The organism is Sulfurimonas crateris, from assembly GCF_005217605.1.
Taxonomy (GTDB): domain Bacteria; phylum Campylobacterota; class Campylobacteria; order Campylobacterales; family Sulfurimonadaceae; genus Sulfurimonas; species Sulfurimonas crateris.
This window is the reverse complement of sequence record NZ_SZPX01000009.1, coordinates 77,103-101,390: the sequence shown is the minus strand read 5'-3', so window position 1 is coordinate 101,390 and position 24,288 is coordinate 77,103. Positions and strand designations below refer to the sequence as shown.

The window sequence follows — 24,288 nt, the reverse complement described above, 5'->3', positions numbered from 1 at the left end:
ATTAAAGTCTATTTACTTGCTTAGTTTTCAATGATCTCAAACTTAGATTGTTTGTCCTAAACTTTAGGTCTCTTTGTTTGTGGAGGGGAATTATAGAGAAGTTACGCTTATTTATTTCTTAATTTTTTTGGAAATTAATCAAGACTTTAAATACAGTCAGTTCCTGCGCTGTTTAATACACACGCATACCCTGTTTCTGGCTCTATTGCTATTGCAATATTATCACTACCATCTGTTAATGTAATCCTACACTGACTAGTAAGTAATGTCTGATAGGCACTTGTATTGCTTTGTAATAAAGGTCTTCCTAAATGGTCAAAGAATATTCTTCTTGCTTGATTACAGCCATTGCTCATCAATGTGTTCATATCTGCGATTGCTATACCATATTCATCAGTTATGTTCATACTCCCTGTCCTATTGGCATACAAACTGTCACCAGTTAAATTTTGTCTATCAAGAGGGCTACTTGCAATCTCATCAGCATCAGGATTTACAGAAACTGTCATATCATCTAAATCTTTATTCGAGTATATTGTATATACAACATCACCGCTTCCATCAGTATCATGTTTAAAATAAATTTGCCAATGTGCTCTATACCATGTCGGATCACCTGCATCAAATCTATCATCAACCAGCGCCAAGTGCTGTGTATATCTAATGTGAGAGACAACCTGTATAGCCGCTTCTTGAAGTTTATTAGATCCTATTCTAGGGATAACTACTGCAGCTAAAATCCCGATCACAACAATTACAAATACAAGTTCGAGCATAGTAAATGCTTTTTTCATGCTAATCCAGTCAATTTTTAAAGTCTATTTGCTATAAGTATATCAAAAAAAATATGAATTTTAGAAATAATTCTATTTAGGGGAGATAGTAAAAAGGATAAGGAGTTATTCAAGAGGAGTTATCCCCTTGAAATTTAGAAAAAAGACTACAGTTTCTCTGCAACCTGAACATCGTAAAGAATGTCAGACATCGGATGTCTGTACATCGGCATTGCAAGACGTTTTTCATCAAGCACGTGACCGATAAATCCTATGCTTCTTCCAACGATAAAGAATGCATTTAGAGTACCGCTTGAGATAAACTCATTTATCTCATCTTCGCTGTATCCGAGTGCTCTCCACATATCAACCATAAGAATACCGATAGTACCGTCAACATTAAGAATAAGATTCTCTTTTTTAGACGTTGTCAACTGCTCAACAGTTAGTGCATAGTCAAGTAGCGGAGTCGCAGGAAAGTGAGCAGCCGCATATTTCTTAAGACCCTCTACACGCAAGTCAGGGTTTTTGAGAGATTTGATTCTATGCCCGATACCAGGAATAGGAACACCCTCTTTTTTCATATGATTCAAGAACTCTGCAGGAGTAAGTTTGTTGTCATCTGCATACTTGAAATATTGTGCAGCACCGTCAATTGCGCCGCCAAATCTTGGTCCAATTGTTAAAAGACCTGTTACAAGCGATTCAACAACGCTCTTACCTGCACGTGCAGTAACTTTTGCATTGTGAGCGCCTGAAACTGCAGGACCGTGATCTGCAACCGTTTTGATAACAGTCTCAATAAAGTCTGTAGCCCATTTCGGATACTGTTTTTTGAACCATAGAAGTGAAACAACATCACCGATACCTTTTCCTGTGTCAGGAGTAGCAAGAGAAGAGATAGGGAAGCCTGCATATGTTGCCTCATCACCTCTATCATCAGAGATAGTACAGATAAACTCTTTAGATTTTCTCACGCTTGGACATACATTTGTTGCTGGCTCTGCGATATCTTTAATAACACCCTCTGCATGTAGCTCGTGGTATACTGCGCTTATTATCTCAGGTAGATCGTTGAATGATGCAGGAACGTGGATCCCAACCTCTTTCATAGCTTTGTTTTTAGCTTCAGCGGTTTCCATATCACCGTTTGCAGATGCTCCCGCGTGACCGAATTGTACACCGCTGTCATAGTACTTAGCGATCGTACCGATACACCATGCAATAATTGGCTTTTTAATTTTTCCGCTTTTTACAGCTTCGATAACTTTGTACTCTTCAGTTCCGCCGACTTCACCTAGAAGCAGCATATATTTTACTTCAGGGTTTGCTTCCATTCTTAAAAGGTTGTCAATAAAAACTGAACCGACAAATCTGTCTCCGCCGATTGCAACACCCTCAGCAATACCGTCTGCATTGATAGCGATGATATTTGAAAGTTCATTGAAAAGACCACCTGAACGAGTTACTAGTCCACATGAACCTGCACGATGAAGCTTAGACTGAACGATATTTTCAATTGTTCCACCGATATTTGCGATCTTAAATGCACCCGGAGCAATTGCACCAACAGTTGCAGGTCCAATTACGATCACGTTTTGAGCTTTTGCAGTTGCATTCATCTTACGTGCAAGTCTCTCAGGAATACCTTCAGCTGTTACCATGATAGATTTAAATCCACCGATCTCTAACGCTTCCATAGTTACATCGTAAGCAGTTCTAAAAGATGCAAAGTTTAAAAGTACATCAGCTTGCGGCTGAGCAGCCTTAGCCTCTGCAGTGGTTTTATATAGAGGGATCATAACTTCATCCGGTCCATAGAAAAACTTCTCAAATTTAGAGCTGCTTGTAGGTGCGACAATGCCCGCTACCGAAGGTTTAGTTCTTTTTATAGTATAGTCATAATCTAGCATTCTTTGAATAGCACTTGCGTTGTTATTCCAAAAAATCGCCTGTGTGTCTCTTGTGTATAGTTGCGCCATCTCTAATCCTTACTTTGTTAATGCCATACGCACGATATCTGTAACATGCGTTTCAGGTCCGTAAACTTCAATATAAAGCCCTAGTCTATCCGCTGCCTCTTTAATATCTTTGAGACCTTTTTCATAGTTTGGTCCACCGCGTCTTACGTAGATCTTTATGCCTACTTCTTTCATTTTGTCTGCATAGTTCTCAAATGCTTGAATGATACCCGTAAAAGTTTTTGCAACATCTGTAAAGTTTGCAATAGCACCACCGATGATAAGAACTTTATCTCTGCCTTTAGCATCTTTGCCTCTTGTCATAAGATTAAGAATAGTTTCCGCATAAAATTTTGTCTCGCTTGTAGTCGGTCCACCTGAGTACTCACCGTAGTTAGCAAGATCTTCGATGCCCGCCAAGTCTGCAATAGTATCAGCATAAACAACTGAAGCACCACCGCCGGCAACCATCGTCCAGACTCTAGCTTCTGGCTTAAGGATAGTAAGCTTTAGTGAAGCTCCTGATTTGCTGTCTGCATCTTCGATAGCTAAAACTTCAGGAGATTTCTCTTCCATACCGAATGATGTAGGGTACTCAACATCGCCCCACTGCTCTCTCATCATGAACCCTGCAGTATCGTCAAGTTTTGCAACCATATCTAAAAGCTCAACTTTTTTACCTTGAAGAACAAACGGGTTGATCTCTAGGTATGCAAAGTTTAACTCTCTGTAAGCTTTAAAGAAACCTATTGTAAACTCAGCAAACGCTTCTTTGTCATTTTTTGCAACATCTTTAGGGATGTTTTTTTTGATTTTTTCTGCAATCTCTTCTTCTGTTGCAGTAATCGGGAATGCTACTTCTATAACTTTATCCCAATTCTCTTCAACTTCCATACCGCCCTCAGCAGACATATATAGAACATCGTCATCTCCGACACATGTTGCAGAGATGTAGTACTCCTCTTCTTGAGAGTGTGGAGTAAACGGCTCAACGATAAAGTGAGTGAGCATATCAACTTTTGCTTCGCCTGTTGGGGTGTCGCCGTCAAATGAAAAATAAACTGATTGTTTTTCAGAAGATTTCTCATCGATCCAAGATGATGCTTTTGCTAAAGATACATCGCCCGGTTTAGCATCTTTAAACAGAACCAAACCATTCTTTCCTCTTTTACCAAATAGCATATCTGGTTTAGCAACTAATGTTTTTTCTTTTAACCATTTTTTCTCTTTTGCAGCTTTAGTAAGTTCTGATCCGTTTTGAACCATAACCGTTTCGTATGCATAAGTGAAATCTGGAAAATACTTATCCCAATGCTTAGCCAAAATTGACTTTGCGTCAAATTCTCTAATCGCTTTTTGAGCCATTGCAACTCCCTATTTTTAATATTTATGAAATATTATCACATGTAAACCAATCTGACGGTATATATGGAGATTAAGTAGGAAATAGATTTAATTTGTGTATATTTTAGTAACATTAGCAGAGTAAACTGCTCTGTTTTTGTAACTTATTGTTACACTGTCCTCTTTTGTAGAATCTGCAGAAATTTCTTCAAGCAGATAATTGTTGCATTTTGTTACACCGTAAAATTCTAATCTTTTTGACATCTTTTCATCTGAGTTTATACACTCTATTCCCATGACTTTAAGCTCTTGTGCCAACTCTTTTGCAACATGCATTTTATAAGAGAAGTGTTTTTTTGGTTCCTCTATAACGTAATAAAGATATTTGTTAAAGAAGACAACGGAAGAGTTTATTAAAAGCAGAACAAGCGAGATGACAAATGCCAGTCTGTAGTTCCTTCTAAACAGACTCAAACGCACTCTATATGAGTGCTCAAAGGTTTGTGCGACCAACGGAAGGGAGAGTATTACATACGGAGCAAAATACTCTATTGGCACACGCTGTCTAAATGAGAGCAAAAGTGAAAAGAGAAGTGCAACGGTTGAGACAAACCAGAGCATATCAAACTCTTTGGTTAAGTATCTTCTGTAGAGCGTGTAAAAAAGATAAATAAAGATGATTGGAGAGAAGATTGCTGCATATATTCCTATGGAGTCCAGAAAATAGCCCTTTGGAGAACCGTGTGTATCTATCCCGTAAATAGATAGAGAAGATAAAAACATAACCAGATTAAACAGAAGAAATTTTCTATCTTTTTTATAAAGCGAATAGAAAAGAAGCCCCATAAAAAGAGCGGAAAATCCACCATCAATAAGCATGTAAAAAAGAAGCAGAATATAGCTGTACTTTATGGAGTAATTTTCATAAATATATACAAACAGAAGCAGACCAAAGAGAACCAAACCTGCACTGTTAACAATGATGGATGAGCTTATAACTCCGGGTAGAAGAATGAAGATTATAAGAAGCCAAAGTCTGTTTCTTTGAACTTTTATGTAATTTTTTGATATATCATACAGTAGAATGGCACTCAAAATATGCAGAAGTATCATAGGAAGTCGCAGAGCAAAATCGTTTTGACCAAAGAGCATGATTGAGCTATTTATTAAAAGCTGCAGAAAGGAAAAATCTCCATTTAAAATTTCAGCCTCATTGTAAGAGATAGAGAGTTCCCCTATCTGCAGGGCAAGCCAGAGTGCATCTAATCCTATTATCAAGAAAAAGATGTTTCTTATGCTCATATCTTTAAAAAGTTTCCGATCATCTCATGACCATACTGGCTCATGATGGATTCGGGATGAAATTGGACACCGTAAATATCTTTGTCTTTTACCTTAAGCGCCATTATCTCATCATCATCCATGCTGTATGCCGTTGCTTCTATGGTATCGGGAAGAGAGTTTTTGTCTACTATGAGAGAGTGGTATCTGGTTGCAATAAACTCTTTTGGAATATCTTTAAATATCTCGCACTCTTTTGTACGCTTCATCGTAGATGTTTTACCGTGCATCATATTTTTAGCACGAACAACTTTTGCTCCAAAAGCCTGAGCAATGCTTTGATGCCCCAAACATATACCCAGAATTGGCACTTTATCTTTAAAGTGCTCTATCACTTTTAGAGTAACACCTGCATCATCGGGAGTTGCAGGACCTGGGGAAATTATGATCTTTTCGGGATTAAGTGCTTCTATCTCTTCAACGCTCATTTCGTCGTTTCTAATTATTTTCAGATCAGCCCCCAACTCTCTGCAATACTGCACGATATTATAGGTGAAGCTGTCATAATTATCAATCATTAAAATCATAATTTATCCTAAATTCAATTGGGTGCATTATATCGCTTTTGCTCTTTTGTATCACTTATTTAAATTTTTTATTGGATCTCTTTTTTGTTGGTTAACTGCTGAAGGTAATTCGAGATATTTATAAGAGAGAACGTGACTAAAAATATCATAAGACCAGGGAAAAAACTGACCCACCACGCGATCTCTACAACATCTTTTCCGCTGCTGAGAATCGTTCCCCAGCTCATCTGAGGTGCTACAATTCCAAGTCCTAAAAAGCTAAGTCCAGACTCTGCCAGAATCGCACCGCCAACTCCAAAAGTAAAGCTTACAAAATATATTGGAGCCAGAAGCGGAGCGTAATATTTAAAAAGTATCTTTAGCTTGCTGACCTTTGCAATATTTAGTATCTTAATATAGGGCTGAGATGTTATGCTAAAACTCTCTGAGCGTATAAGTCTCGCCGTGGTCATCCATCCTGTAATAGAGATAATTACTATTAGTACCCAAGCTGAGGCATTTACGTAACTAACAAGTGCCAAAAGGAGAAAAAATGTAGGGAATGTCAAAAAGAGGTCAACTAAGACAACGAAGCCTCTGTCTACACTTCCGCGAAAATATCCAGCCATAGATCCTAAGATCAGACCTATTAAAGAGGCTATAAATGCACTCCCTACTCCGATAATAAGAGAGACTTTGCCTCCCTCTATAAGCCTTGCTAAAATATCTCTGCCAAGCCTGTCTGTACCCAAAATATGCTCACCTGAAGGCGGCAGTAAAATAGCAGTACTGTTTAAAGAGTATGCATCGACGCCATAAAAAAAAGAGCCGAAAAAAGAGAGTACAAATACAAACAGAAGTATAAATATACTAAATTTCGGCATACAGAGTTACTGTTTAATTCCGAGCAGTGTCTGCATCATCTGATCTACCGTAGTAATAATCTTTGAAGCCGCACCGTACGCTGTCTGGTACTTTATAAGATTTGTCAACTCTTCATCAATACTTACTTTTGAGATAGAGAAGAACTCCAGTTCTGTAGCGTTAAATTGAGCTGAAATAGTCTGATTGTTTATTATTGCCTGATTTGTTGTGACACCGACTTCAGTCGCTATAACATCAAACATACCATAAATCGTAGAGTTATACACCGCATTCCCTACTTCAAAATCATACTTTTCAAACTGCTGCTGAATCATGTCCATAGAGAGTCTATTATCACCCGTTACAGAAGATTTTCCTGCCGAAATATTTGTAGTGTTCTCTTTTAGTTTGAAACTCAGATCGATATCTTTTGCATTGCTGCCGTCAAAAAATCTATTTAACCCCAATGCTCCCGCAAAGTTTGTACCAGTACTAAAATCTCCATCCGTTAAATTATCTTCTATTGCAAAAGTATACCCTTTAGCCGCATAAGCAGGATCCATAATAAACTCGACCGCATTGGTTCCGTCCGGATATGTAGCCCAATTGAACTGTATAAAATCATCTATATCGTTATTGGCATTCCCATCACCATTGTCATCTCCCTGTGCACTCAACTGTCCCTCTATCGAGTTAGAGCCCGGGGCACCCGTCATGGAAGTCACTGAATCTATATTTATAGCTCTTCTTGCAGTCACATTTCCGTCGATGTCATACATAACCACATCAAAAGAGCCATTGTTTATATTAAGTGATGAACGAACTATTGACTGAGTGTCACTTATGTCAATGGTATTTGACTCCATCTTTGTTGTAGCACTAGCAGCATAAAGATTATTTGTTGACTCTATCAGTGTGTTGGCAAAAGCATCCATCTGATCAATAACCTGTTGCAACACTCCGTTACTCGGCACACCTGAGGTATCATCGAGTCTCTTGTCTCCTCTGAGGTCTAAAATTGCGCCTATTCTGCCGCCTTGGATACTTTCGTCCATAGATATAAGCACGCCGTCTTGTCTCTCATACGAGAGCTCGTAAAATCCGTTAATATTATTGTCACTCGAAATGTGTATAGGGTGAAAAGAGCCGCCATCAACTATATTAAAACCGTTCACGCTCAAAGTATAACTGCCGTATCCCTCGTTTGACGAGCTGTCTATTGCAGAATTTGAGGTGATATTCTCAATATGCGACTCTGCACCTATTAGCTTTGCAAGTCTTAATTCGATCGAGCTTCTTTGATCTCTTAAATCATTTGCTGTATAGGCTCCGCCGGCTTCTGCTATCTCTATAGATTTGTTAACACCTGCAAGCTCTTCGGCTAGTGTGTTTACCTCTTTTACATTTACCGAGAGCTGCTCATTAATGCTTTTTTGAAGATCTACAATTTTATTTTGAACAGATGAAATACTTGAAGAGAGCGTCTCTGTCTGTTTCGCCAGTGCCAGTTTTATAGCATCATTGTCAGGATTATCCGAGAATGTCTGCCACATATTGTAGTACTCTTTGAGATCCGACTTTATTCCGACATCATCTATCTCAGGAAAATAAGTCGAGAGCTCTTCTAGCGTCCTTTTAGTAAAATCAGAGTACTCTTTATCGGATGAAATTCCCGTATATCTGTCATAAACAAAATTATCAAATATGCGGGCGATATCCATGACCTGTGTGCCGTTTCCAACATTTCCGGCTGCACTGTAGATAGGTGTTGCTGCTGCGGTTACTACTCTTTGTCTAGTATAGCCGTCGCTCTCGGCATTAGTTATATTATGGCTGGTAGTGTTTACTCCGACCTGAGCCGCTGAAAGTCCACTGTAGCCGATGTTTAATGTATTAAATATTGAAGCCATACTACGCTCTCACTTTCAATATGGTCGAATCTTTCGAAGCGACCTTGTTGTAACCGTTCATCTCTGTAGGGATTAAGTTTTCTAAAAAAGTGTTATAGAGATTGCTGACCGCAAGAACAAGTTTTGCATAGCGCTTATTGATTGAGTGCAGATTTGAGAGTTCAACTTTTAGCTCATTTAACATAGTATGCTGCTCTTCATTTAAAAGTTCTGGCAGCTCTACGTCTGGATGAAGACGTATAAGAGCAGAGATCTCATGGTCTATCATGGCTTTTTTTGATTCAAAGCTCTTTAGCTTCTCCTCTTTTAGCTTTAATCTGTCAAACTGAGGATTGTGATTTGCCACCTGAATATCTTCTATGTCTGATTCCGTAATTTTTATTAAATCTCTTAAATCGTTTATAGCGCTTTGTAAATGATAAGATAACATGGCATAATCCTTATTTGTTTGAATTTAAACCTACATCAACTCTTCAGCTATCTTCTCTGAAAGAGCTTGCAGATTTACTTTATATTCGCCGGACTCAAGAGCCTCTTTTATCCGTTCGACCTTACTTGTATCACCCTGTTGCGAAACTGTTGCGGAAGATTTCTTGGAGACTTCCTTCTCTTCACCTAAAGTGTTTGTATAAGCGGTGCGAACACCCGCTTGATTAACTTGTGAAATCATAACTTATCCTTTTTATCTTCTTATCAATATAACCATATCGACAAAAACAGATAAAATATTAGCTTTTTTGCTACTTCCGGCTTAAAAAATCGTAGAGCATTTGAGAAAAACCAAACCCTCCGGCACTTGCCTTTGCAAGCTCCTCTCTGTACATTGACTTATATATCTTATCTCCAGGATCATTCTCCTGGGTAAAAAGATTTTTTTCATCCTTCATTGCATCATCCATTAACATCTTTAAAATGACAGACTCAAAAGCATCCGTCTGCTCTCTTAGCTTCGCATCATCAGCTTTTGGATCGATCTTAGGCAGTTGATGCTGCTGAGATATAAGTTGTGTATCTACTATATTCATCTACTATCCTTATATTAGTTTTAGCTCGGCCGAGATACTTCCAGCACTCTTGATAGCTTCTAAGATAGAGATAATATCTTTTGGCGTAGCCCCGAGTTTTTGCAGTGATCGGACAAGATTTGCCACTGTCGTACTTCCTGTTTTCGTATAGAGCTCATTTTCATTAAGTCCGATTACCATATTTTCATCTACGCTCATTGAGCCTGCCGGTCTGCTTAGCTCATCTTGTTCAGTAATTTTAATCGTTATATCCCCATGCGTCATTACAATAGGTTTTATCTCTATGCCGACACCGGATATTATAGTTCCGGTTCTCTCGTTAATAACGATCCTGTCTTTTACGTTATAGTCCATATCTATCTCTTGAACCTCAGCTAAAAACTCCACCATGCTTTTGTTTTGAGGCTTTTTGAGTCTTATAGTCCTTGAATCTAGTGCCACCGCCACCTGCGTGCTGTAGAGCTCATTTAGAGTCTTTTGGATTGTTACGCTGTTTTGAAAATTTGCATCTTTGAGTGATAGTGTTATAAACTCTTGGTTATAGAGGTCAATGCTGATCTCTCTCTCAACCAAACCGCCATCATAAATAAGACCTGTTGTCGGATGAGAATCTCCTCCGCCCTGTCCGTTTCTGCCGCCTATACTTATTGCACCCTGAGCAAGTGCATATATCTTGCCGTCAACCCCTTTTAGTGGAGTCATAAGAAGCGTTCCACCCTCAAGTGATTTTGCATCACCGATCGATGAGACGGTTATATCTATCTTATCACCCTGTCTTGCAAAAGGAGCAAGTTCTGCCGTTACAACGACAGCCGCAACGTTCTTTGACTTGATATCTATTGAGTTCATATCTATATTCATAGCTTTTAGCATATTTGCAATTGATTGGAGTGTGAATTTTGAAGTCGTTCCGTCACCGGTTTTTTCCAAACCAACTACAAGTGAATAGCCGATAAGGTGATTGTCTCTAACTCCGACGATGTTTGCTACATCGCTTATTTTAGCGGCATATATAGTTGTAAAAGTAAGTAAAAATAAAATGATCGTTCTCATCGCTAATCCTTGGAATATTAACGATGTAGCAGCAATATCTATTCCAATTTACTCGCTTTGGAGATATGTTAAAGAGGTATTTCCGAATTTTTTAGATTTAGTTATTAAGTATTTGCCGATCTTTTGTGGGATCTCAAGAGTGCTCATATGCTCGATTATAATTAGTTTCACGCACTCTCTAGGCAAAGAGGCGATAAGAGAGATCATCTTGTCGTAGATATTCTTCATCCCCTCCCTTATGCTAAATGGCGGATCAATATAGAAATATGCTTCTTCATTTTTTTTCTGCAGTGATTTTACTACGGTTGCAATATTTGAAAACGTATCGCCGCTATGAACTTCGCATGACGTAGGGTCGGTCTGCGCTATGTTCTCTTTTAATATCTTCAGCGCTTCAGAGTCCTTCTCCATAAAGATTACCTTTTTTGCACCGCGGCTAAGAGCTTCAAGACCTATGGAGCCGCTGCCTGAGAATAGCTCTACAAAGGTAGAGTCTATGATCTCAAACTGCACGGTATTAAAAAATGACTCCAAAACTATAGCTTTTGAAGACCTTGTCGTTGTTTTTGAGGGGAGTTTTAAGGTTTTGTTTTTAAATTTTCCGGATACTATTTTTTTAGTTATCGTTTTACTTTTCATAAAATGCGCGCACTACCTTTAAAATATTTGCCTGATACTCTTGTGTAAGCGACTCTATGCGTTTTTGCAAAATGTCAAAATCAAGATCTTCATCCTCTTCGAGATCCTCTTCTACCTTTGTCTTGTTCATACTTTTGTATCTTTTTTCCAACGCCAAAATAAGCTGTGACTTTGAAAATGGCTTTAGCAGATCAGCATCTTTGGCGCTTGAGATATAAAAACATCTCTCATCATCAAAGCACTTTACGTCCCTGATTAGAATATCGCAATTTTTTACGGAACTAAGATGTTTGTCCAAGAAAAGTTCTAGTGATTTTTGCATTAACGGCGATTTGCACTCAACAGCTACTCTCAAAGCAATCCTTGTTTTTTAGTTTGAAGTATATCATATCAACCATGTAAATATCTTTTGAGGGTATACCTCATATCCTCATCCAGGTCACTTATATTTGAGAGCATCCACTCCAGATAGCCCCTGTCGCACATACTTATCTCCTCAATATATCTTCCGCTGTATTTTCCAAAATCAAACTTCTGCATCAAAACATTTTTTTGAGTCAGTTCGACTAAAGTGTCATGCTCTTTTATCTGTAATAGAGACTCATATAGAAGTTTTACACACAATGCATCACCAAGTGCATTATGCGCTACTGCTCCACCATCCAGAGCAAATTTAAGCGCCTCTTGCAGCTCATCTCTGTAAAGCTTTAGCTCATATCTCAAAAACTGCAAAGAGAACTGTTCGCACTCTGGCATAAGGTGTTTTGTGACTCTTAATGTATCGAGCGTTTTGCCCTGCCATACAAATCCTGAGGACTCAAGCATGCCTAGGTCAAAATTGATATTGTGCGCGATAAGAGTCGAACTTTCATGATTGTGCTCACTCAGAAATTTCCATGCGCTGCTCTCTTTTAGTGAAGGTCTGCCTTTTATCATCTCATTTGTTATATGGTTGATGCTTGAAGCTTCTGCAGGTATCTTTTTGCCCTCATTTACAAGCTCATAGAGACTTAAGCTCTCCTCTTTATCTACGGCTATTATTCCGATAGAGCAGATCTTATCGCTACTTTGCAGCCCTGTAGTCTCTAAATCTAAAAATATCAGCATATTACGATCTTTACTTTTTTACATCTAGAACTCATAATGATAAAAGAGAAGTAGCCGCTAATAAGAATAAAACCATAGAGCCAGTAGATATTAAACCACTCAAAAAGAGTGCTGTAAGATGTAAAGAGGTTTGTGTAGATAATTGCGAGTATCATGATGGAACCGATCAACCAGATAAGCAGCATCAACCATTTTCGCCAAACCTTCACCAGATCTCCGTAGCCTACGCTCTCAATTACATCCTTAGAGTCACAACTCAAAAGCTTTAGCTCAAAACCGTTTATACAGCTGTTAAATATATACTTCAACCCTCTAAAGAGTGCAATCAAGATCGTAAAAGAGAAAAAAACTGGAAACCAAAATTTGAAAATATCAATAAGAGCGCCTATTATCTCCATATTCAGCTCAGGCAATCCTCTTAGAACATAAATTATTGCGGTTAGAAAAAAAGATGAAAATGCCGCAAGGGAGGTACTGCAAAGAGTGAGACGCGCCGCCCATCTAAGCCATAAAAAGAGATAAAACCTACTCATCTGCTTTAAATGTTTCAAGCATAGTGTAGTAGTGTTCAAGCGTCATAAAACTCTTCTCAAATCTAAAGCGGATGATAAATTCTACTATTTTATTTTTAAGCCCAGCATCTACATTTTCTGCTTTTCCATAGTAGCCCAGAGAGATATTTTTGCTCTTTACAACCGCCTCTTTGTCATAACCGATGGCAAGTATCTGAAGATATTTTCCTTTTTTTATCTCTCCAAGACTCTCGCTAAGAAGCGAAGCACCTGAGAGATTTATGGCCTTGAAATGAAAAAGATCGCTAAACTCTTCAACCTTTTCATTTATGCCAAGTTCGTTATATAGCTCTTTTAGCAGAGTTAAGTTATCTTTTCTGGCACGCTCGTAACTAGAGATCTTATTTGTTATATTTTTTAATCTATCTAAGGCTGAACTCATCAATATTCCTCTGTTTGCTTAAGCGATTATACCAAAAAGCAAAACTAATTTAGATATAATTTCACATTTAAAAAAAAAGAGAGACATGGATTACTTACAGATTAAAAGAGCTGCCTCCCTAAGTGGAGAGATAAAAATTTCCGGCGCTAAAAACGCCTCTCTGCCGCTAATAGCTATGACTATTCTTGCCAACAACAGCGTAACTATAAACAATCTTCCTCATGTTGCGGATATAAATACACTCTTAAAACTACTCTCAAATCTGGGAGCCGAGTGCTCTTCATCTTGGAGCGATAAAGAGAATATAACGACAATAGATACATCAGATCTTAAAGAGACAAAAGCGACTTACGACATCGTCAGAACCATGCGCGCTTCCATACTTGTTTTGGGACCAATTTTAGCAAGGTTCGGACACTGTGAAGTCTCGCTTCCGGGTGGTTGCGCCATAGGGCAGAGACCTGTTGACCTTCACTTAAAAGCACTAGAGCAGATGGGCGCGGTCATAAATATAGAAGCCGGTTATATTCACGCAACCGCTCCGGATGGTCTTAAAGGGTGCGAGATAATTTTTGATAAGATAACCGTAACTGGAACCGCAAATATTGTTATGGCGGCAGCTCTTGCAGATGGGGTAACGACTATTACCAATGCGGCAAGAGAGCCCGAAGTTGTACAGCTTTGTGAGATCTTAAATGCAAACGGCGTGAAAATAGAAGGTATTGCAACAGCGGTCTTAACGATCCACGGAACAGCCGGAAAACTCTTAAATATCGACCCTTTTAGCGTTATTCCAGATCGTATTGAAGCTGGAACATATCTCTGTGCTGCGGCTATTACAAGATCGGAACTGACATTAAAGGATGTAAACCCGAAACATCTAGGCTCTGTAATCTCAAAACTTCAAGAGATGGGCAGTAAATTCACTATTACAGATGATTCAATTACCATCCATCCATCAGAAGTTATAAAACCTGTCAAGATAGTCACTCAGGAGTATCCTGCATTTCCAACCGATATGCAGGCTCAGTTTTTAGCACTTGCAACTCAGGCAGACGGTACATCTATAATCGAAGAGAGACTCTTTGAGAACAGATTTATGCATGTTAGTGAGCTTCAAAGAATGGGTGCAAATATAACCCTAAACGGAAATGTGGCAACGGTAAACGGCAGATCAAAACTAAGCGGAACCGATGTCATGGCAACTGATCTAAGAGCTTCAAGCGCACTTGTCCTAGCAGGGCTTGTAGCAGACGGTATTACAGACGTTCACCGTATCTACCATCTTGATAGAGGATATGACTCCTTAGAGAAGAAGCTTCAAAATGTGGGAGCAGATATAACAAGACTTAAAGAGGGATCGGCTTAACGATCAATCTTCAAATATTATCATCTCGTAGATACTCTTTTTAGTCACAAGAGCTTTATCATGCGAGACCGTTTGAGAGTTCTTCGCTCTTAAAAGCTCATTTTTAAGATCTCTGATATCCTGTTCCATATTATCAACATTCTCTTTGAGCCTCAGTATGACATCAACACCCGCCAGATTTACTCCAAGCTCACGCGTAAGTCTTAGTATGAGCTTGATCCTGTCTATATCTCTTTGTGAGTAGAGCCTTATTCTGCCGTTTGATCTTGAGGGTGTTACAAGATTCTCCCTCTCATACTGTCTTAGAGTCTGCGGATGTATATCCAAAACCTTTGCGACAATGCTGATCAAATATACCGGTTCGTCATACTGATGTATCATACTTTACTCCTTGGGCAGTTTTTCTTTCATTAATTCTACTAGCTTTTCGTCCAGATCTTCAACTTTTGGCAGAACTATATTAGCTTCTAAGTAGAGATTTCCGCGCTCTTTTGTCTTTCTGTTCATAGCGCCCATCTCTTTTACACGGAATCTCTGTCCATTCTTTGTGTTTTGCGGAATTTTGAGTTTTATCTCTTTCTCAAGAGTTTGAACAGATATCTTCTCCCCAAAAAGCGCCGCATAAAGAGGCACATCAAACTTTTTAATTAGGTCGTCATCCTCTCTGATATACTCAGGATTTGAAGCGACATTTATCTTTAAAAAGAGATCCCCAGCTCTACCGCCTTGTGCGTGTCCTTTTCCTTTGACACGCATCTTCTCTCCACTTTTAACACCTGCAGGGATCTTGATGTCAAATCTCTCTCCGTTAACTGAAACCGAGTGAGAACCGCCTAAAATAGAGACGCTAAAAGGTATTGTAACGCTTGTCTCTATATCGAGGTTTGGCTGCTGCTGTTGTGAGAAACCGTCGTTAAAGCCTCTGGAGCTAAATCCGCCGCCGCCGAAACCGCCAAAGCCTCCACCTGAGAACATACTTCTTAAAATATCATCCAAATCTGCCTGTCCGCCGCCGTGTGAGCGTGAAAAGTCGTGGAAATTCTGCCCGCCGAACATATTGTCCCCGTGCATATCGTACTGTGCTTTTTTCTGTTTATCGCTAAGTATCTCATACGCGGCATTTATCTCTTTAAACTTATCTTCTGCATTTTTATCTTTGTTTACATCTGGATGGTACTGTCTTGCTAATTTTCTATACGCTTTTTTTATCTCTGCTTCGCTTGCATTTTCAGAAACTTCTAGTGTTTCATATAAAGATTTACTCATTATTTCTCTTCCTAAAATTTATATTATTGTTTATTAAGCGAAATTATATCATAAGAGTTGAGTCAAAGTCAATCAAGTTTAAGCAGATCTTCTTAGCTTCTCAATTCTATCCTCAAGCGGTGGATGCGTGCTAAATAGCGCCATTAAACCCTTGCCGTTTATTCCAAAACTCTTCATCTGTTCAGGTAAATGCGGCTCCTCTTTTGATCTTGAAAGAGCCTCAAGAGCGGCTATCATATTCTCCCTGCTAGAGAGATACGCACCTGCCTCATCAGCTCTGTACTCTCTGTATCTTGAAAATGCCATAACTATCATCATAGCCAGCACTCCCAAAACTATCTCTGCTAAAATGCTTGCTATCATGTAGCCCGCACCGACTCCTTCGCCTCTGTTTTTTAAAATAACCCTGTCAACGACGTAACCGATTATGCGCGCAAAAAATACCACAAAAGTATTTACGACACCTTGCAGAAGTGTGAGAGTTACCATATCTCCGTTTGCAACGTGACCTATCTCATGACCTAAAACTGCCTCAACCTCTCTTTGGTTCATGCTTCTTAGAAGCCCGCGGCTCACCGCCACCAAAGCGTCATTTTTAAAAGCTCCCGTTGCAAAAGCGTTTGGGCTCATATCTTCAAATATTGCAACCTCTGGCATCTTGATACCGGCTTTTGCAGACATCTTTGCCACGCTATCCATAAGCCATAACTCCTCTTGATTTGCAGGATTTGTTATAACTCTCGCTCCGACCGCCATCTTCGCCATCTTCTTCGACATCAACAGCGAGATGATAGAGCCTGTAAAGCCGACAACCAGAGAAAAAACAAAAAGAGATCCTAGATCAAGACCATTTTCGTTTAAAAATCTATTTAGTCCAAAAATATTGACAATGATACTGATAACAACGATTACAGCCAAGTTTGTAAGAAGGAAAAGCCCGACTCTTTTAAACATTTTTTTTCCTAGTTTTATTTTTTGAAAATTATAGTTTAAGATAGGTTAATGAAAGGGTAAATAGATTTGAGTCGATGCCAAGCAGGGTGCTTGACATGCAGATAATATTTTAGTGTAAAAAGTGTCTGACTTCTGAGAAGTAAAGGCTCATTCCAAACTCGTTTGCGGCTTCTATGATCTCATCGTCTCTGATGCTTCCGCCCGGCTCTATTACAGACTTCACGCCTGCCGCAGCAGCAGCGTCGATTGAGTCACGGAAAGGAAAGAACGCCTCGCTTGCGAGTGCAGCACCCTCTACGTCAAGTCCCATCTCTTTTGCTTTTTTAAGTGCGCACTGGCTTGCATCGACACGGCTAGTCATGCCCATTCCCACAGCTACCATCGCAGAGTTTTTGACATAAACGACACAGTTTGATTTTGTAAGAGATGCCACTTTGTAAGCTATCTCCATATCTTTTTTCTCTTGGCTTGTTGCTTCTCTTGAAGTCATAAGTTTTGCATTTTTAACCTCATCGTCGTTTACCTTATCGGCATCTTGATAGACAAAACCGCCGTCGATATGCTTAAAATCTTTCTCATCATTTGCAAGAACTAACTTATCATGTCCCATCTCAAATAGTTTTATACGCTTTTTAGAAGCAAACACCTCTTGGGCTTCTTCGGTAATACGTCCTGCAATGATTACTTCCAAAAATATCTCATTCATCTTAAGTGCAAGCTCTTTTGTCACAACGCCGTTAACCGCAACAACACCGCCAAACGCTGAAACAGGGTCACACTTTAGAGCCTCTTCGTACGCGTCTACTAGGTTGTCACGGATAGCAAAACCGCAAGGATTGCCATGTTTTGTGATACAAACCGCATTGTCGCTTCCAAAAGCAGAAGCTATCTTAACCGCGCCGCTTAGGTCATTTAGGTTGTTAAAACTAGCTTCGCCTTTTAGGGTTTTAAAGTTGTTTGAGTAGTGTTTGTCAAACTCGTAAAGCGCCCCTTTTTGGTGAGGATTTTCGCCATAACGAGTGTTCATAACCTTTTCTCCGACTATAAACTGCTTCTCGCCGAAACCGCCGTTAAAGCGCTTGTTCATGTAGTTTGCGATCATTGAGTCGTATGCTGCGGTATGTTCAAACGCTTTTATCATAAGATTACGGCGAAACTCAAGCGTATTTTTCTCGTTTTCTATCGCGTCTATAACTTTTGCATAATCATTTACATCCGTTACAATCATAACACTGTCAAAATTTTTAGAAGCCGAGCGCACCATTGCAGGACCGCCTATGTCAATGTTTTCTATAATCTCTTCAAAATCATCGGTCTTCTCTATTGTAGCTTTAAAAGGATAGAGGTTTACACACACCAGATCAATTGCCTCAACGCCAAGCTCTTTTGCCTGATCCAGGTGAGACTGCTTGTCACGTCTATGTAATATACCGCCGTGAACGTATGGGTTTAGTGTTTTTACACGCCCCTCAAAACACTCAGGAAATTTTGTAACTTCATCTATCTCAATAGCTTTTATGCCCTCTTCTACCAATATTTTATAAGTTCCGCCGGTTGAGATGATCTCAAAACCGTTTTTTACTAAAGATTTACAAAAATCTACTACGCCGTTCTTGTCGCTAACGCTTACCAATGCTCTTTTCATTAATGACCTTGTGAAAATAAATTATGGAATTTTATCTAATTAGAGATTAGAAGATGGTAAACTTAAAAAAATGAAAATTGAGAAAAACGGATGAAAAATATAGCTATTTTATGCTCAGGCGGTGATGTAAGCGGTATGAATCCAGCTCTGAAACAGTTTGTCGAATATTCACTGCAAAATGGTTTGACACCCTACTTCGTTTATGACGGTTTTGAGGGGCTGATTGATAACAAAATAGAGATAGCAACTCATAAAGATGCAGCGGGAATCATCAACCGCGGCGGAACCATAATCGGGAGTGCCAGAAGCAAGAGATTTATGCAAAAAGAGTTTAGAGAAGTTGCGAAGAAAAATCTTGACGCCCTAAGTATCGATATGTTGCTTGTTCTTGGAGGTGACGGCTCTTTTAGAGGAATGGATATTTTCTACAAAGAGCACGGAATAAAATTTTGCGGTATACCCTCTACAATAGACAACGACATAAACGGCACCGAGTACTGCTTGGGAGTCGATACCGCGCTAAATGTCATCAAAGACTCTATTGACAATATAAGAGACACCGCAGCCTCGTTCTCAAGAGCTTTTGTCATAGAGACTATGGGAAGAAATTGCGGTTACCTAGCACTTGTCTCAGCTCTATGCAGCGGCGCTGAACTCTGTCTAATCCCAGAGATAGAGTATGATTTAAAAGAGTATGAAAAGAGCTTTAAAGAGCAGATAAAAAGCGGGCGCAAATACTTCATTGCGGTTGTCTCAGAGGGGATAAAAGAGGAGTCAAGCGAGATTGCAGAGTGGTTTGAAGAAAAGATAGGGCTTGAGTCGAGAGTGACAATCTTAGGGCATACGCAAAGAGGCGGAAACCCGACAATTTATGACAGGCTTATGGCATATAAATTTGTAAATCACGCCATTGACGGTCTGCTCGGCGGCAGAGATGAGAGCGTGATCTGCTATACAAAAAAAGGGTTTGAGTACAAAAGCATAGATGAAATAGCAAACAAAAAATATGAACTAGATAGCGAGCTTTTGGGCTATTTAAAGAAGTTTTAGATGTATAAACTCAACTTTTTCGTGCCATCTGAGGATAAAGAGAGAGTAAAAGAAGCTCTGTTTGCTATCGGTGTGGGTAAATATGAAAACTACGAGTGCTGCTCTTTTGAGACACTCGGAACCGGACAGTTTAAGCCCGTAAACAAGGCAAATCCATATATCGGAGAACTTGACAAAACAGAGTATGTAGAGGAGTATAAAGTAGAGATGATCTGCTCTGCTGAAATTATAAAAGAAGCTGTTAAAGTTTTAAAAGGGAGCCACCCATACGAAGAGGTGGCTTATGAGGTTTTTAGGATGGAAGAGTTTTAGACTACAGCTCTCTCTCGATAACTCTTTTAAATGTGTTAAAGTAGTTATCCTGAAGCTCTTGCATACTCATCTCAACGTTGTTCACTTTGATCTTATCTCCGCCTACAGTTCCGATCTTTTGGCACATTAAAGTTCCAACCATACTCTCAAAAGAGGCGCTATTCTCCTGCTTAACCTCAATGATCGCGCGGCTCATACTCTCAGCAAAGATATCTCTCTCATCTTTTACGAGCATCTTAGCGCTGCATCCAAGACCGCTTACAGCCGCCATTTTTGCAAGAGCGATCGCAACACCGCCGCTGCTTACATCTTTTGCACACTCTAAAATGCCTTTTTTATTTGCTTCTATGACCAGTTCCCAAAGAGCAAGCTCTTTTTCATAATCGATCTCAGGAAGTTTTCCTGCAACTGTTCCACAGATCTCTTTCATGTAAAGAGAGCCGCCGAACTCGCTCATGTTATCGCCTACCAGATAGAGAGTGTTCCCCTCTTCTTGGAAGCTTGACATCAATACTTTCTCAGCGTCATCATTGACACCTACGGTTGCGATGGAAGGAGTAGGAAAAACAGATACTCCGTTCGTCTCATTGTAAAGAGAGACATTTCCGCCGATAACAGGAGTAGTTAGAGCTGCACAAGCCTCTTTTATCCCCAGACATCCTTGTCCGAACTGCCACATAACTTCAGGATTTTCAGGATTACCGTAGTTTAGACAATCGGTAATAGCTAAAGGTCTTGCCCCGCTCATCGCAACATTTCTGCCCGACTCAATAACTGCCGCAGCAGCTCCGCCTTTTGGGTCTATGTAGCAGTAACGCACATTACAGTCAGCTGACATTGCAAGAGCTTTACCATTCTCTTTTACGCGGATAACGGAAGCATCAAGCATCCCGCCTTTTTTAACGGTATTTGTCTGTACCATTGAGTCATACTGTGTATATATCCATGACTTATCTACAACTTCCATAGATTTTGTGAGTTTCTCAAACGCTTCCTGATTCGCAACTTTTGCAAAATCGTCTATAGTGACATCTGCGATCTTATCCAAATACGCTGGGCGCACCATAGGGCGGTTTAGTACTGGTGCTTCTTCGCTTACCGGGTCAACAGGAACTTCTGCAACTCTCTCTCCATGCCAGAAAAGCTCCATCTTGCCAGTACCTGTAACTTCGCCAATAACAGCAGCATCTAGGTCCCACTTCTCAAAGATCTTGATTATCTCAGCTTCGCTTCCCTTTTTAGCACAAAGAAGCATACGCTCCTGGCTTTCCGAGAGCATAAAATCGTACGGCTGCATACCCTCTTCACGTGCTGGAACACGGTCCAAGTGCATTATCATACCGCTGCCGCTTCTCCCCGCCATCTCAAATGAAGACGATGTTAGTCCTGCCGCTCCCATATCCTGAATACCGACGACGTGGTCAGTTTTGAAGAGTTCCAAACAAGCCTCAAGCAGAAGCTTTTCAGTAAAAGGGTCACCTACTTGAACTGTTGGACGAAGAGACTTAGACTCTTCTGTAAAACTGTCAGACGACATAACTGCGCCGCCCAAACCGTCACGCCCTGTTTTTGCGCCTACATAGATTACCGGATTGCCGATACCGTCTGCTCTTCCGTAAAATATCTCATCGCTTTTTGCAAGTCCCAGAGTAAAAGCATTTACTAAAATATTGCCGTTATAACACTCGTCAAAACTTGTCTCGCCGCCTATTGTAGGAACTCCCATACAGTTCCCGTAACCGCCGATGCCCTCAACTACTCCGCGAACCAGATATCTCTGATGCTTTGATATGTCATCACTGTTTAAAACATTCCCGAATCTAAGAGCATTCAGGTTTGCAACAGGACGGGCTCCCATCGTAAATACGTCACGCATAATGCCGCCGACACCAGTTGCAGCACCCTGATACGGTTCAATAAAGCTTGGATGGTTATGTGACTCCATCTTAAAAACAGCAGCATATCCGCCGCCGATATCGATAACTCCCGCATTCTCGCCAGGACCTTGAATAACCCATGGAGCCTTGGTCGGAAAACCGCTTAAGTGAACTTTTGATGATTTGTAACTGCAGTGTTCACTCCACATTGCAGAAAAAATCCCTATCTCTACTAAGTTCGGTTCACGTCCTAAAATCTGCTTGATATGCGCGTAATCGTCATTTGAAAGCTTATGCGAAGCGAGTACTTTTTCAATATTTTCTAGTTGTTGGCTCACAGGGGAATCCTAAAAATTTAGTTTTTAAAGTGGGATTATATCTAATATGAGGTAAAAAGATTTTTAATGAAATGAAAAGTCAGATTTTGTGCGTATATTTTTCTTTAAAGAGAAGATGTTTTCATAGCTTATTTCAACTATTTCATACTCCTTTTTTAGAGTTTGGAAACTCTATTTTAAACCAATTTTCTGCGCATTTTAATAAAAGCTTTAATAGGAGAAAAAACTTCAAAAGGAGTTTTTAGGAAGGCTGTCAATTCTTATATTCAAAAATTTTATACTCATGAAAACAATCTACCCAAATATCACCTGAAACTTCAGGCATTAAGCTTCTGTAATTATCATAATTTAATATTTTTAAATTTTTAAATTTTTTTAATGCTTCCTTATTGGATAAATGTAATATATTTGAAGAATTTTTAGCTGGTGAATGCGAATAAATCAACATCTTTTCGGCTTGTGTTATCATAGTCTCCCAAGCATTATCAGATGGCTGTATTTCATCGTTTACTGAAAAAAGTCTTCCCACATAAATTTTTATATTTTTGCAATCACTATTATATTCCCATTCTTCTTGTGATATTCGTTTGCTAAAAGTTTGTTGCAATGCTTTTCCAATATACAATAGAACATCATTACCATATACTGGGTGTGTTCCATAAATTTGATAAAGACCATAATCTTTAATTTTATTATTTAATTTAGAATTTTCAACATATTTACTTTCAAAATTATCATCAAAAGAATATCCAATATCTTCTAAGCTATATGCACCGTCCCATTCTATTCTTATTGTTTGTTTTTCCAAAAAATTGTCCTATGTAAATATTATTACAAATCATTGCTAGAGCCACTATCGACATTTTGAGCTTGCTCCTTTAAGTACTTAGTAACGGCATTAGTTTGTAGTTTTAAAACATAACTTAATCCATCATAATTTATTGAATAACCATCATATCGAATTGAATTTTTATTTTTGTCTTCAACATGAAATGTTTTTGTTTTCAAAAACCTTTCTTTATCTTTACTCGATTTTACAAATTTATCATATTTTTTCCATAAGATTTTAAAAACAGACTCTTGATGTACTTTATTAAAGTCTGAATTATTTAATTTTAGCTCTAAATTGCTTAATTGCATTGGCATAATTTTTGTATCAAGTTTTATTGAGTCATTTTGATTTAATAAATAGCTACCTACTACACCTTCTTTAGTTGTGTTAAATTCAAGCCAAAGTTTATATTTAACACCTTGTATTATTACACTGTCAGCAACGATAAACATAGCTGGTTTCCATATTAAATGATTAAACCCTTGCATATTTATTTTTTCCATCATTCTTTGATTAAATTTATTTGCATAATATTTATCAAATAATTTTAATGCATTTTTTTTACTTTTGCAAAAATCTGCTTTAAATAAATGAACATCATTTTGTAAACTAATTTTTTCAATGCTTTCAATAGAACAAATGGAACTATGGATACTTGAAAAACTATCTCCAAAATTAAATTTTCCAAATGGTTTTATCTCATTCGCACCTAATAATGTTATACATCCAACTATAAATGTAGTAATAATCTTTTTCATCTTTCTCCACCTTGCTCTAATATATTAGATTGTATAAAAAATTGTATCAGATTAAACTTTAAACAATCTAGTATGTTAGGGTTTATTATTGAAAGATATTGAATTGTTGAAAAAAGACTTCTCTAAAAAACTTCACATAAAGATAGGAGAAAATGTAAAAAATATAAGAAAGGAAAAAGGTGTTTCCCAGTTAAAATTAGCATATGCTATTGGTTACAAATCTGTTTCTCCAATATCAAGTGCGGAAGTTTATTATAATAATATTCATTTTAATTTAGAAAATTTAGCAAAAATAGCATACGTGTTAGATGTAGATATATGTGAATTTTTCAAAAATTTAGAATTAGAATAATATTTTATATCTTAAATTAAAGCTTATATCATTGTACTTCAGAGAAGCTACAACAATA

The 24,288-nt window shown here is 38.7% G+C and carries 27 protein-coding genes; 4 read left to right on the top strand and 23 right to left on the bottom strand.

Translation table 11 applies throughout. From position 1 onward, the window contains the following. Positions 1-146: 146 nt before the first annotated feature. From FCU45_RS11445 to FCU45_RS11370, 16 genes are all read right to left on the bottom strand, one after another. On the bottom strand, positions 147-794 hold the full coding sequence (locus FCU45_RS11445) for a pilus assembly FimT family protein (RefSeq protein ID WP_137015423.1): 648 nt from the start codon (positions 792-794) through the stop codon (positions 147-149). Between the two features lie 146 nt (positions 795-940). Further along, positions 941-2,755 carry a citrate/2-methylcitrate synthase gene (locus FCU45_RS11440; RefSeq protein ID WP_137015421.1) on the bottom strand — a complete coding sequence of 605 codons (1,815 nt, stop codon included), beginning with the start codon at positions 2,753-2,755 and terminating at the stop codon, positions 941-943. Between the two features lie 9 nt (positions 2,756-2,764). After that, on the bottom strand, positions 2,765-4,099 hold the full coding sequence (locus FCU45_RS11435; protein ID WP_137015419.1) for an ATP citrate lyase citrate-binding domain-containing protein: 1,335 nt from the start codon (positions 4,097-4,099) through the stop codon (positions 2,765-2,767). An 87-nt stretch (positions 4,100-4,186) separates the two neighbouring features. Continuing rightward, positions 4,187-5,380 (bottom strand): hypothetical protein, encoded by a 1,194-nt coding sequence (locus tag FCU45_RS11430; protein ID WP_137015417.1) that lies wholly within the window; start codon positions 5,378-5,380, stop codon positions 4,187-4,189. Further along, entirely contained in the window at positions 5,377-5,946 is a 570-nt protein-coding gene (locus FCU45_RS11425) for an anthranilate synthase component II (RefSeq protein ID WP_137015415.1), read from the bottom strand. The genes FCU45_RS11430 and FCU45_RS11425 overlap by 4 nt, the downstream gene beginning before the upstream one ends. 68 nt (positions 5,947-6,014) lie before the next feature. Beyond that, a complete protein-coding gene (locus FCU45_RS11420; RefSeq protein WP_137015413.1) occupies positions 6,015-6,809 on the bottom strand; it encodes an ABC transporter permease in 795 nt (264 codons plus the stop codon). Positions 6,810-6,815: 6 nt separating this feature from the next. Next, positions 6,816-8,699 carry a flagellar hook-associated protein FlgK gene (flgK, locus tag FCU45_RS11415; protein ID WP_137015411.1) on the bottom strand — a complete coding sequence of 628 codons (1,884 nt, stop codon included), beginning with the start codon at positions 8,697-8,699 and terminating at the stop codon, positions 6,816-6,818. Position 8,700: 1 nt separating this feature from the next. Next, entirely contained in the window at positions 8,701-9,129 is a 429-nt protein-coding gene (locus tag FCU45_RS11410; RefSeq protein ID WP_137015409.1) for a hypothetical protein, read from the bottom strand. A 30-nt stretch (positions 9,130-9,159) separates the two neighbouring features. Beyond that, positions 9,160-9,369 carry a flagellar biosynthesis anti-sigma factor FlgM gene (locus tag FCU45_RS11405; protein ID WP_137015407.1) on the bottom strand — a complete coding sequence of 70 codons (210 nt, stop codon included), beginning with the start codon at positions 9,367-9,369 and terminating at the stop codon, positions 9,160-9,162. A 70-nt stretch (positions 9,370-9,439) separates the two neighbouring features. Next, positions 9,440-9,724, bottom strand: coding sequence for a rod-binding protein (locus FCU45_RS11400; protein ID WP_137015405.1), 285 nt, complete (start codon positions 9,722-9,724; stop codon positions 9,440-9,442). Positions 9,725-9,733: 9 nt separating this feature from the next. Continuing rightward, positions 9,734-10,777, bottom strand: coding sequence for a flagellar basal body P-ring protein FlgI (locus FCU45_RS11395; protein WP_137015403.1), 1,044 nt, complete (start codon positions 10,775-10,777; stop codon positions 9,734-9,736). 48 nt (positions 10,778-10,825) lie between these two features. Further along, entirely contained in the window at positions 10,826-11,416 is a 591-nt protein-coding gene (gene rsmD, locus FCU45_RS11390; RefSeq protein WP_137015401.1) for a 16S rRNA (guanine(966)-N(2))-methyltransferase RsmD, read from the bottom strand. Further along, entirely contained in the window at positions 11,406-11,771 is a 366-nt protein-coding gene (locus FCU45_RS11385) for a hypothetical protein (RefSeq protein ID WP_137015399.1), read from the bottom strand. Before FCU45_RS11385 ends, rsmD begins: the two co-directional genes overlap by 11 nt. Positions 11,772-11,806: 35 nt before the next feature. Further along, a complete protein-coding gene (locus FCU45_RS11380; protein ID WP_137015397.1) occupies positions 11,807-12,523 on the bottom strand; it encodes an exonuclease domain-containing protein in 717 nt (238 codons plus the stop codon). Further along, entirely contained in the window at positions 12,517-13,056 is a 540-nt protein-coding gene (locus tag FCU45_RS11375) for a hypothetical protein (RefSeq protein WP_137015395.1), read from the bottom strand. Before FCU45_RS11375 ends, FCU45_RS11380 begins: the two co-directional genes overlap by 7 nt. After that, entirely contained in the window at positions 13,049-13,477 is a 429-nt protein-coding gene (locus FCU45_RS11370) for a hypothetical protein (RefSeq protein ID WP_137015393.1), read from the bottom strand. Before FCU45_RS11370 ends, FCU45_RS11375 begins: the two co-directional genes overlap by 8 nt. A gap of 85 nt (positions 13,478-13,562) precedes the next feature. On the opposite strand from FCU45_RS11370, the gene murA reads away from it, so the two are divergent. Next, positions 13,563-14,846 carry a UDP-N-acetylglucosamine 1-carboxyvinyltransferase gene (murA, locus tag FCU45_RS11365; RefSeq protein WP_137015391.1) on the top strand — a complete coding sequence of 428 codons (1,284 nt, stop codon included), beginning with the start codon at positions 13,563-13,565 and terminating at the stop codon, positions 14,844-14,846. 3 nt (positions 14,847-14,849) lie between these two features. Here the strand turns inward: murA and FCU45_RS11360 are convergent, their stop codons facing one another. The 4 genes from FCU45_RS11360 to purH all read right to left on the bottom strand — a co-directional run bounded on the left by FCU45_RS11360 (position 14,850) and on the right by purH (position 18,711). Then, positions 14,850-15,227 carry a heat shock protein transcriptional repressor HspR gene (locus tag FCU45_RS11360; RefSeq protein ID WP_137015389.1) on the bottom strand — a complete coding sequence of 126 codons (378 nt, stop codon included), beginning with the start codon at positions 15,225-15,227 and terminating at the stop codon, positions 14,850-14,852. 3 nt (positions 15,228-15,230) lie between these two features. Then, a complete protein-coding gene (locus FCU45_RS11355; protein ID WP_137015387.1) occupies positions 15,231-16,112 on the bottom strand; it encodes a DnaJ C-terminal domain-containing protein in 882 nt (293 codons plus the stop codon). 78 nt (positions 16,113-16,190) lie between these two features. Then, a complete protein-coding gene (gene htpX / locus FCU45_RS11350; RefSeq protein WP_137015385.1) occupies positions 16,191-17,066 on the bottom strand; it encodes a protease HtpX in 876 nt (291 codons plus the stop codon). A gap of 109 nt (positions 17,067-17,175) precedes the next feature. Continuing rightward, the gene (gene purH, locus FCU45_RS11345; protein WP_137015383.1) at positions 17,176-18,711 is read right to left on the bottom strand and encodes a bifunctional phosphoribosylaminoimidazolecarboxamide formyltransferase/IMP cyclohydrolase; all 1,536 of its coding nucleotides are present in this window, start codon (positions 18,709-18,711) and stop codon (positions 17,176-17,178) included. Positions 18,712-18,801: 90 nt separating this feature from the next. Here purH and FCU45_RS11340 point away from each other — a divergent pair, with 90 nt between their 5' ends. After that, positions 18,802-19,761, top strand: coding sequence for a 6-phosphofructokinase (locus FCU45_RS11340; RefSeq protein WP_137015381.1), 960 nt, complete (start codon positions 18,802-18,804; stop codon positions 19,759-19,761). Next, complete coding sequence (locus tag FCU45_RS11335; RefSeq protein ID WP_137015379.1) at positions 19,762-20,073, top strand: YqfO family protein; 312 nt, start codon at positions 19,762-19,764, stop codon at positions 20,071-20,073. A gap of 1 nt (position 20,074) precedes the next feature. Here the strand turns inward: FCU45_RS11335 and purL are convergent, their stop codons facing one another. The 3 genes from purL to FCU45_RS11315 form a co-directional block, all read right to left on the bottom strand. Then, entirely contained in the window at positions 20,075-22,288 is a 2,214-nt protein-coding gene (gene purL / locus FCU45_RS11330) for a phosphoribosylformylglycinamidine synthase subunit PurL (RefSeq protein ID WP_137015377.1), read from the bottom strand. Positions 22,289-22,541: 253 nt separating this feature from the next. After that, entirely contained in the window at positions 22,542-23,096 is a 555-nt protein-coding gene (locus FCU45_RS11320) for a type I-C CRISPR-associated protein Cas8c/Csd1 (RefSeq protein ID WP_137015375.1), read from the bottom strand. 23 nt (positions 23,097-23,119) lie between these two features. Further along, entirely contained in the window at positions 23,120-23,878 is a 759-nt protein-coding gene (locus tag FCU45_RS11315; RefSeq protein ID WP_137015373.1) for a hypothetical protein, read from the bottom strand. An 88-nt stretch (positions 23,879-23,966) separates the two neighbouring features. Between FCU45_RS11315 and FCU45_RS11310 the strand changes: the two genes are divergently transcribed. Beyond that, a complete protein-coding gene (locus tag FCU45_RS11310; protein WP_246032295.1) occupies positions 23,967-24,230 on the top strand; it encodes a helix-turn-helix domain-containing protein in 264 nt (87 codons plus the stop codon). The last annotated feature ends 58 nt before the right edge of the window (positions 24,231-24,288 follow it).

Excerpts from the sequence above, each read along its gene's own strand:
- purH (WP_137015383.1), bottom strand. The coding sequence starts at position 18,711 with ATGAAAAGAGCATTGGTAAGCGTTAGCGACAAGAACGGCGTAGTAGAT.
- FCU45_RS11410 (WP_137015409.1), bottom strand. The coding sequence starts at position 9,129 with ATGTTATCTTATCATTTACAAAGCGCTATAAACGATTTAAGAGATTTA.
- FCU45_RS11420 (WP_137015413.1), bottom strand. The coding sequence starts at position 6,809 with ATGCCGAAATTTAGTATATTTATACTTCTGTTTGTATTTGTACTCTCT.
- FCU45_RS11360 (WP_137015389.1), bottom strand. The coding sequence starts at position 15,227 with ATGATACATCAGTATGACGAACCGGTATATTTGATCAGCATTGTCGCA.
- FCU45_RS11445 (WP_137015423.1), bottom strand. The coding sequence starts at position 794 with ATGAAAAAAGCATTTACTATGCTCGAACTTGTATTTGTAATTGTTGTG.
- FCU45_RS11355 (WP_137015387.1), bottom strand. The coding sequence starts at position 16,112 with ATGAGTAAATCTTTATATGAAACACTAGAAGTTTCTGAAAATGCAAGC.
- FCU45_RS11315 (WP_137015373.1), bottom strand. The coding sequence starts at position 23,878 with ATGAAAAAGATTATTACTACATTTATAGTTGGATGTATAACATTATTA.
- flgK (WP_137015411.1), bottom strand. The coding sequence starts at position 8,699 with ATGGCTTCAATATTTAATACATTAAACATCGGCTACAGTGGACTTTCA.
- FCU45_RS11405 (WP_137015407.1), bottom strand. The coding sequence starts at position 9,369 with ATGATTTCACAAGTTAATCAAGCGGGTGTTCGCACCGCTTATACAAAC.
- murA (WP_137015391.1), top strand. The coding sequence starts at position 13,563 with ATGGATTACTTACAGATTAAAAGAGCTGCCTCCCTAAGTGGAGAGATA.
- rsmD (WP_137015401.1), bottom strand. The coding sequence starts at position 11,416 with ATGAAAAGTAAAACGATAACTAAAAAAATAGTATCCGGAAAATTTAAA.
- FCU45_RS11370 (WP_137015393.1), bottom strand. The coding sequence starts at position 13,477 with ATGAGTTCAGCCTTAGATAGATTAAAAAATATAACAAATAAGATCTCT.
- FCU45_RS11440 (WP_137015421.1), bottom strand. The coding sequence starts at position 2,755 with ATGGCGCAACTATACACAAGAGACACACAGGCGATTTTTTGGAATAAC.
- FCU45_RS11435 (WP_137015419.1), bottom strand. The coding sequence starts at position 4,099 with ATGGCTCAAAAAGCGATTAGAGAATTTGACGCAAAGTCAATTTTGGCT.
- FCU45_RS11340 (WP_137015381.1), top strand. The coding sequence starts at position 18,802 with ATGAAAAATATAGCTATTTTATGCTCAGGCGGTGATGTAAGCGGTATG.
- FCU45_RS11395 (WP_137015403.1), bottom strand. The coding sequence starts at position 10,777 with ATGAGAACGATCATTTTATTTTTACTTACTTTTACAACTATATATGCC.
- FCU45_RS11380 (WP_137015397.1), bottom strand. The coding sequence starts at position 12,523 with ATGCTGATATTTTTAGATTTAGAGACTACAGGGCTGCAAAGTAGCGAT.
- FCU45_RS11375 (WP_137015395.1), bottom strand. The coding sequence starts at position 13,056 with ATGAGTAGGTTTTATCTCTTTTTATGGCTTAGATGGGCGGCGCGTCTC.
- FCU45_RS11425 (WP_137015415.1), bottom strand. The coding sequence starts at position 5,946 with ATGATTTTAATGATTGATAATTATGACAGCTTCACCTATAATATCGTG.
- FCU45_RS11430 (WP_137015417.1), bottom strand. The coding sequence starts at position 5,380 with ATGAGCATAAGAAACATCTTTTTCTTGATAATAGGATTAGATGCACTC.
- FCU45_RS11400 (WP_137015405.1), bottom strand. The coding sequence starts at position 9,724 with ATGAATATAGTAGATACACAACTTATATCTCAGCAGCATCAACTGCCT.
- htpX (WP_137015385.1), bottom strand. The coding sequence starts at position 17,066 with ATGTTTAAAAGAGTCGGGCTTTTCCTTCTTACAAACTTGGCTGTAATC.
- FCU45_RS11335 (WP_137015379.1), top strand. The coding sequence starts at position 19,762 with ATGTATAAACTCAACTTTTTCGTGCCATCTGAGGATAAAGAGAGAGTA.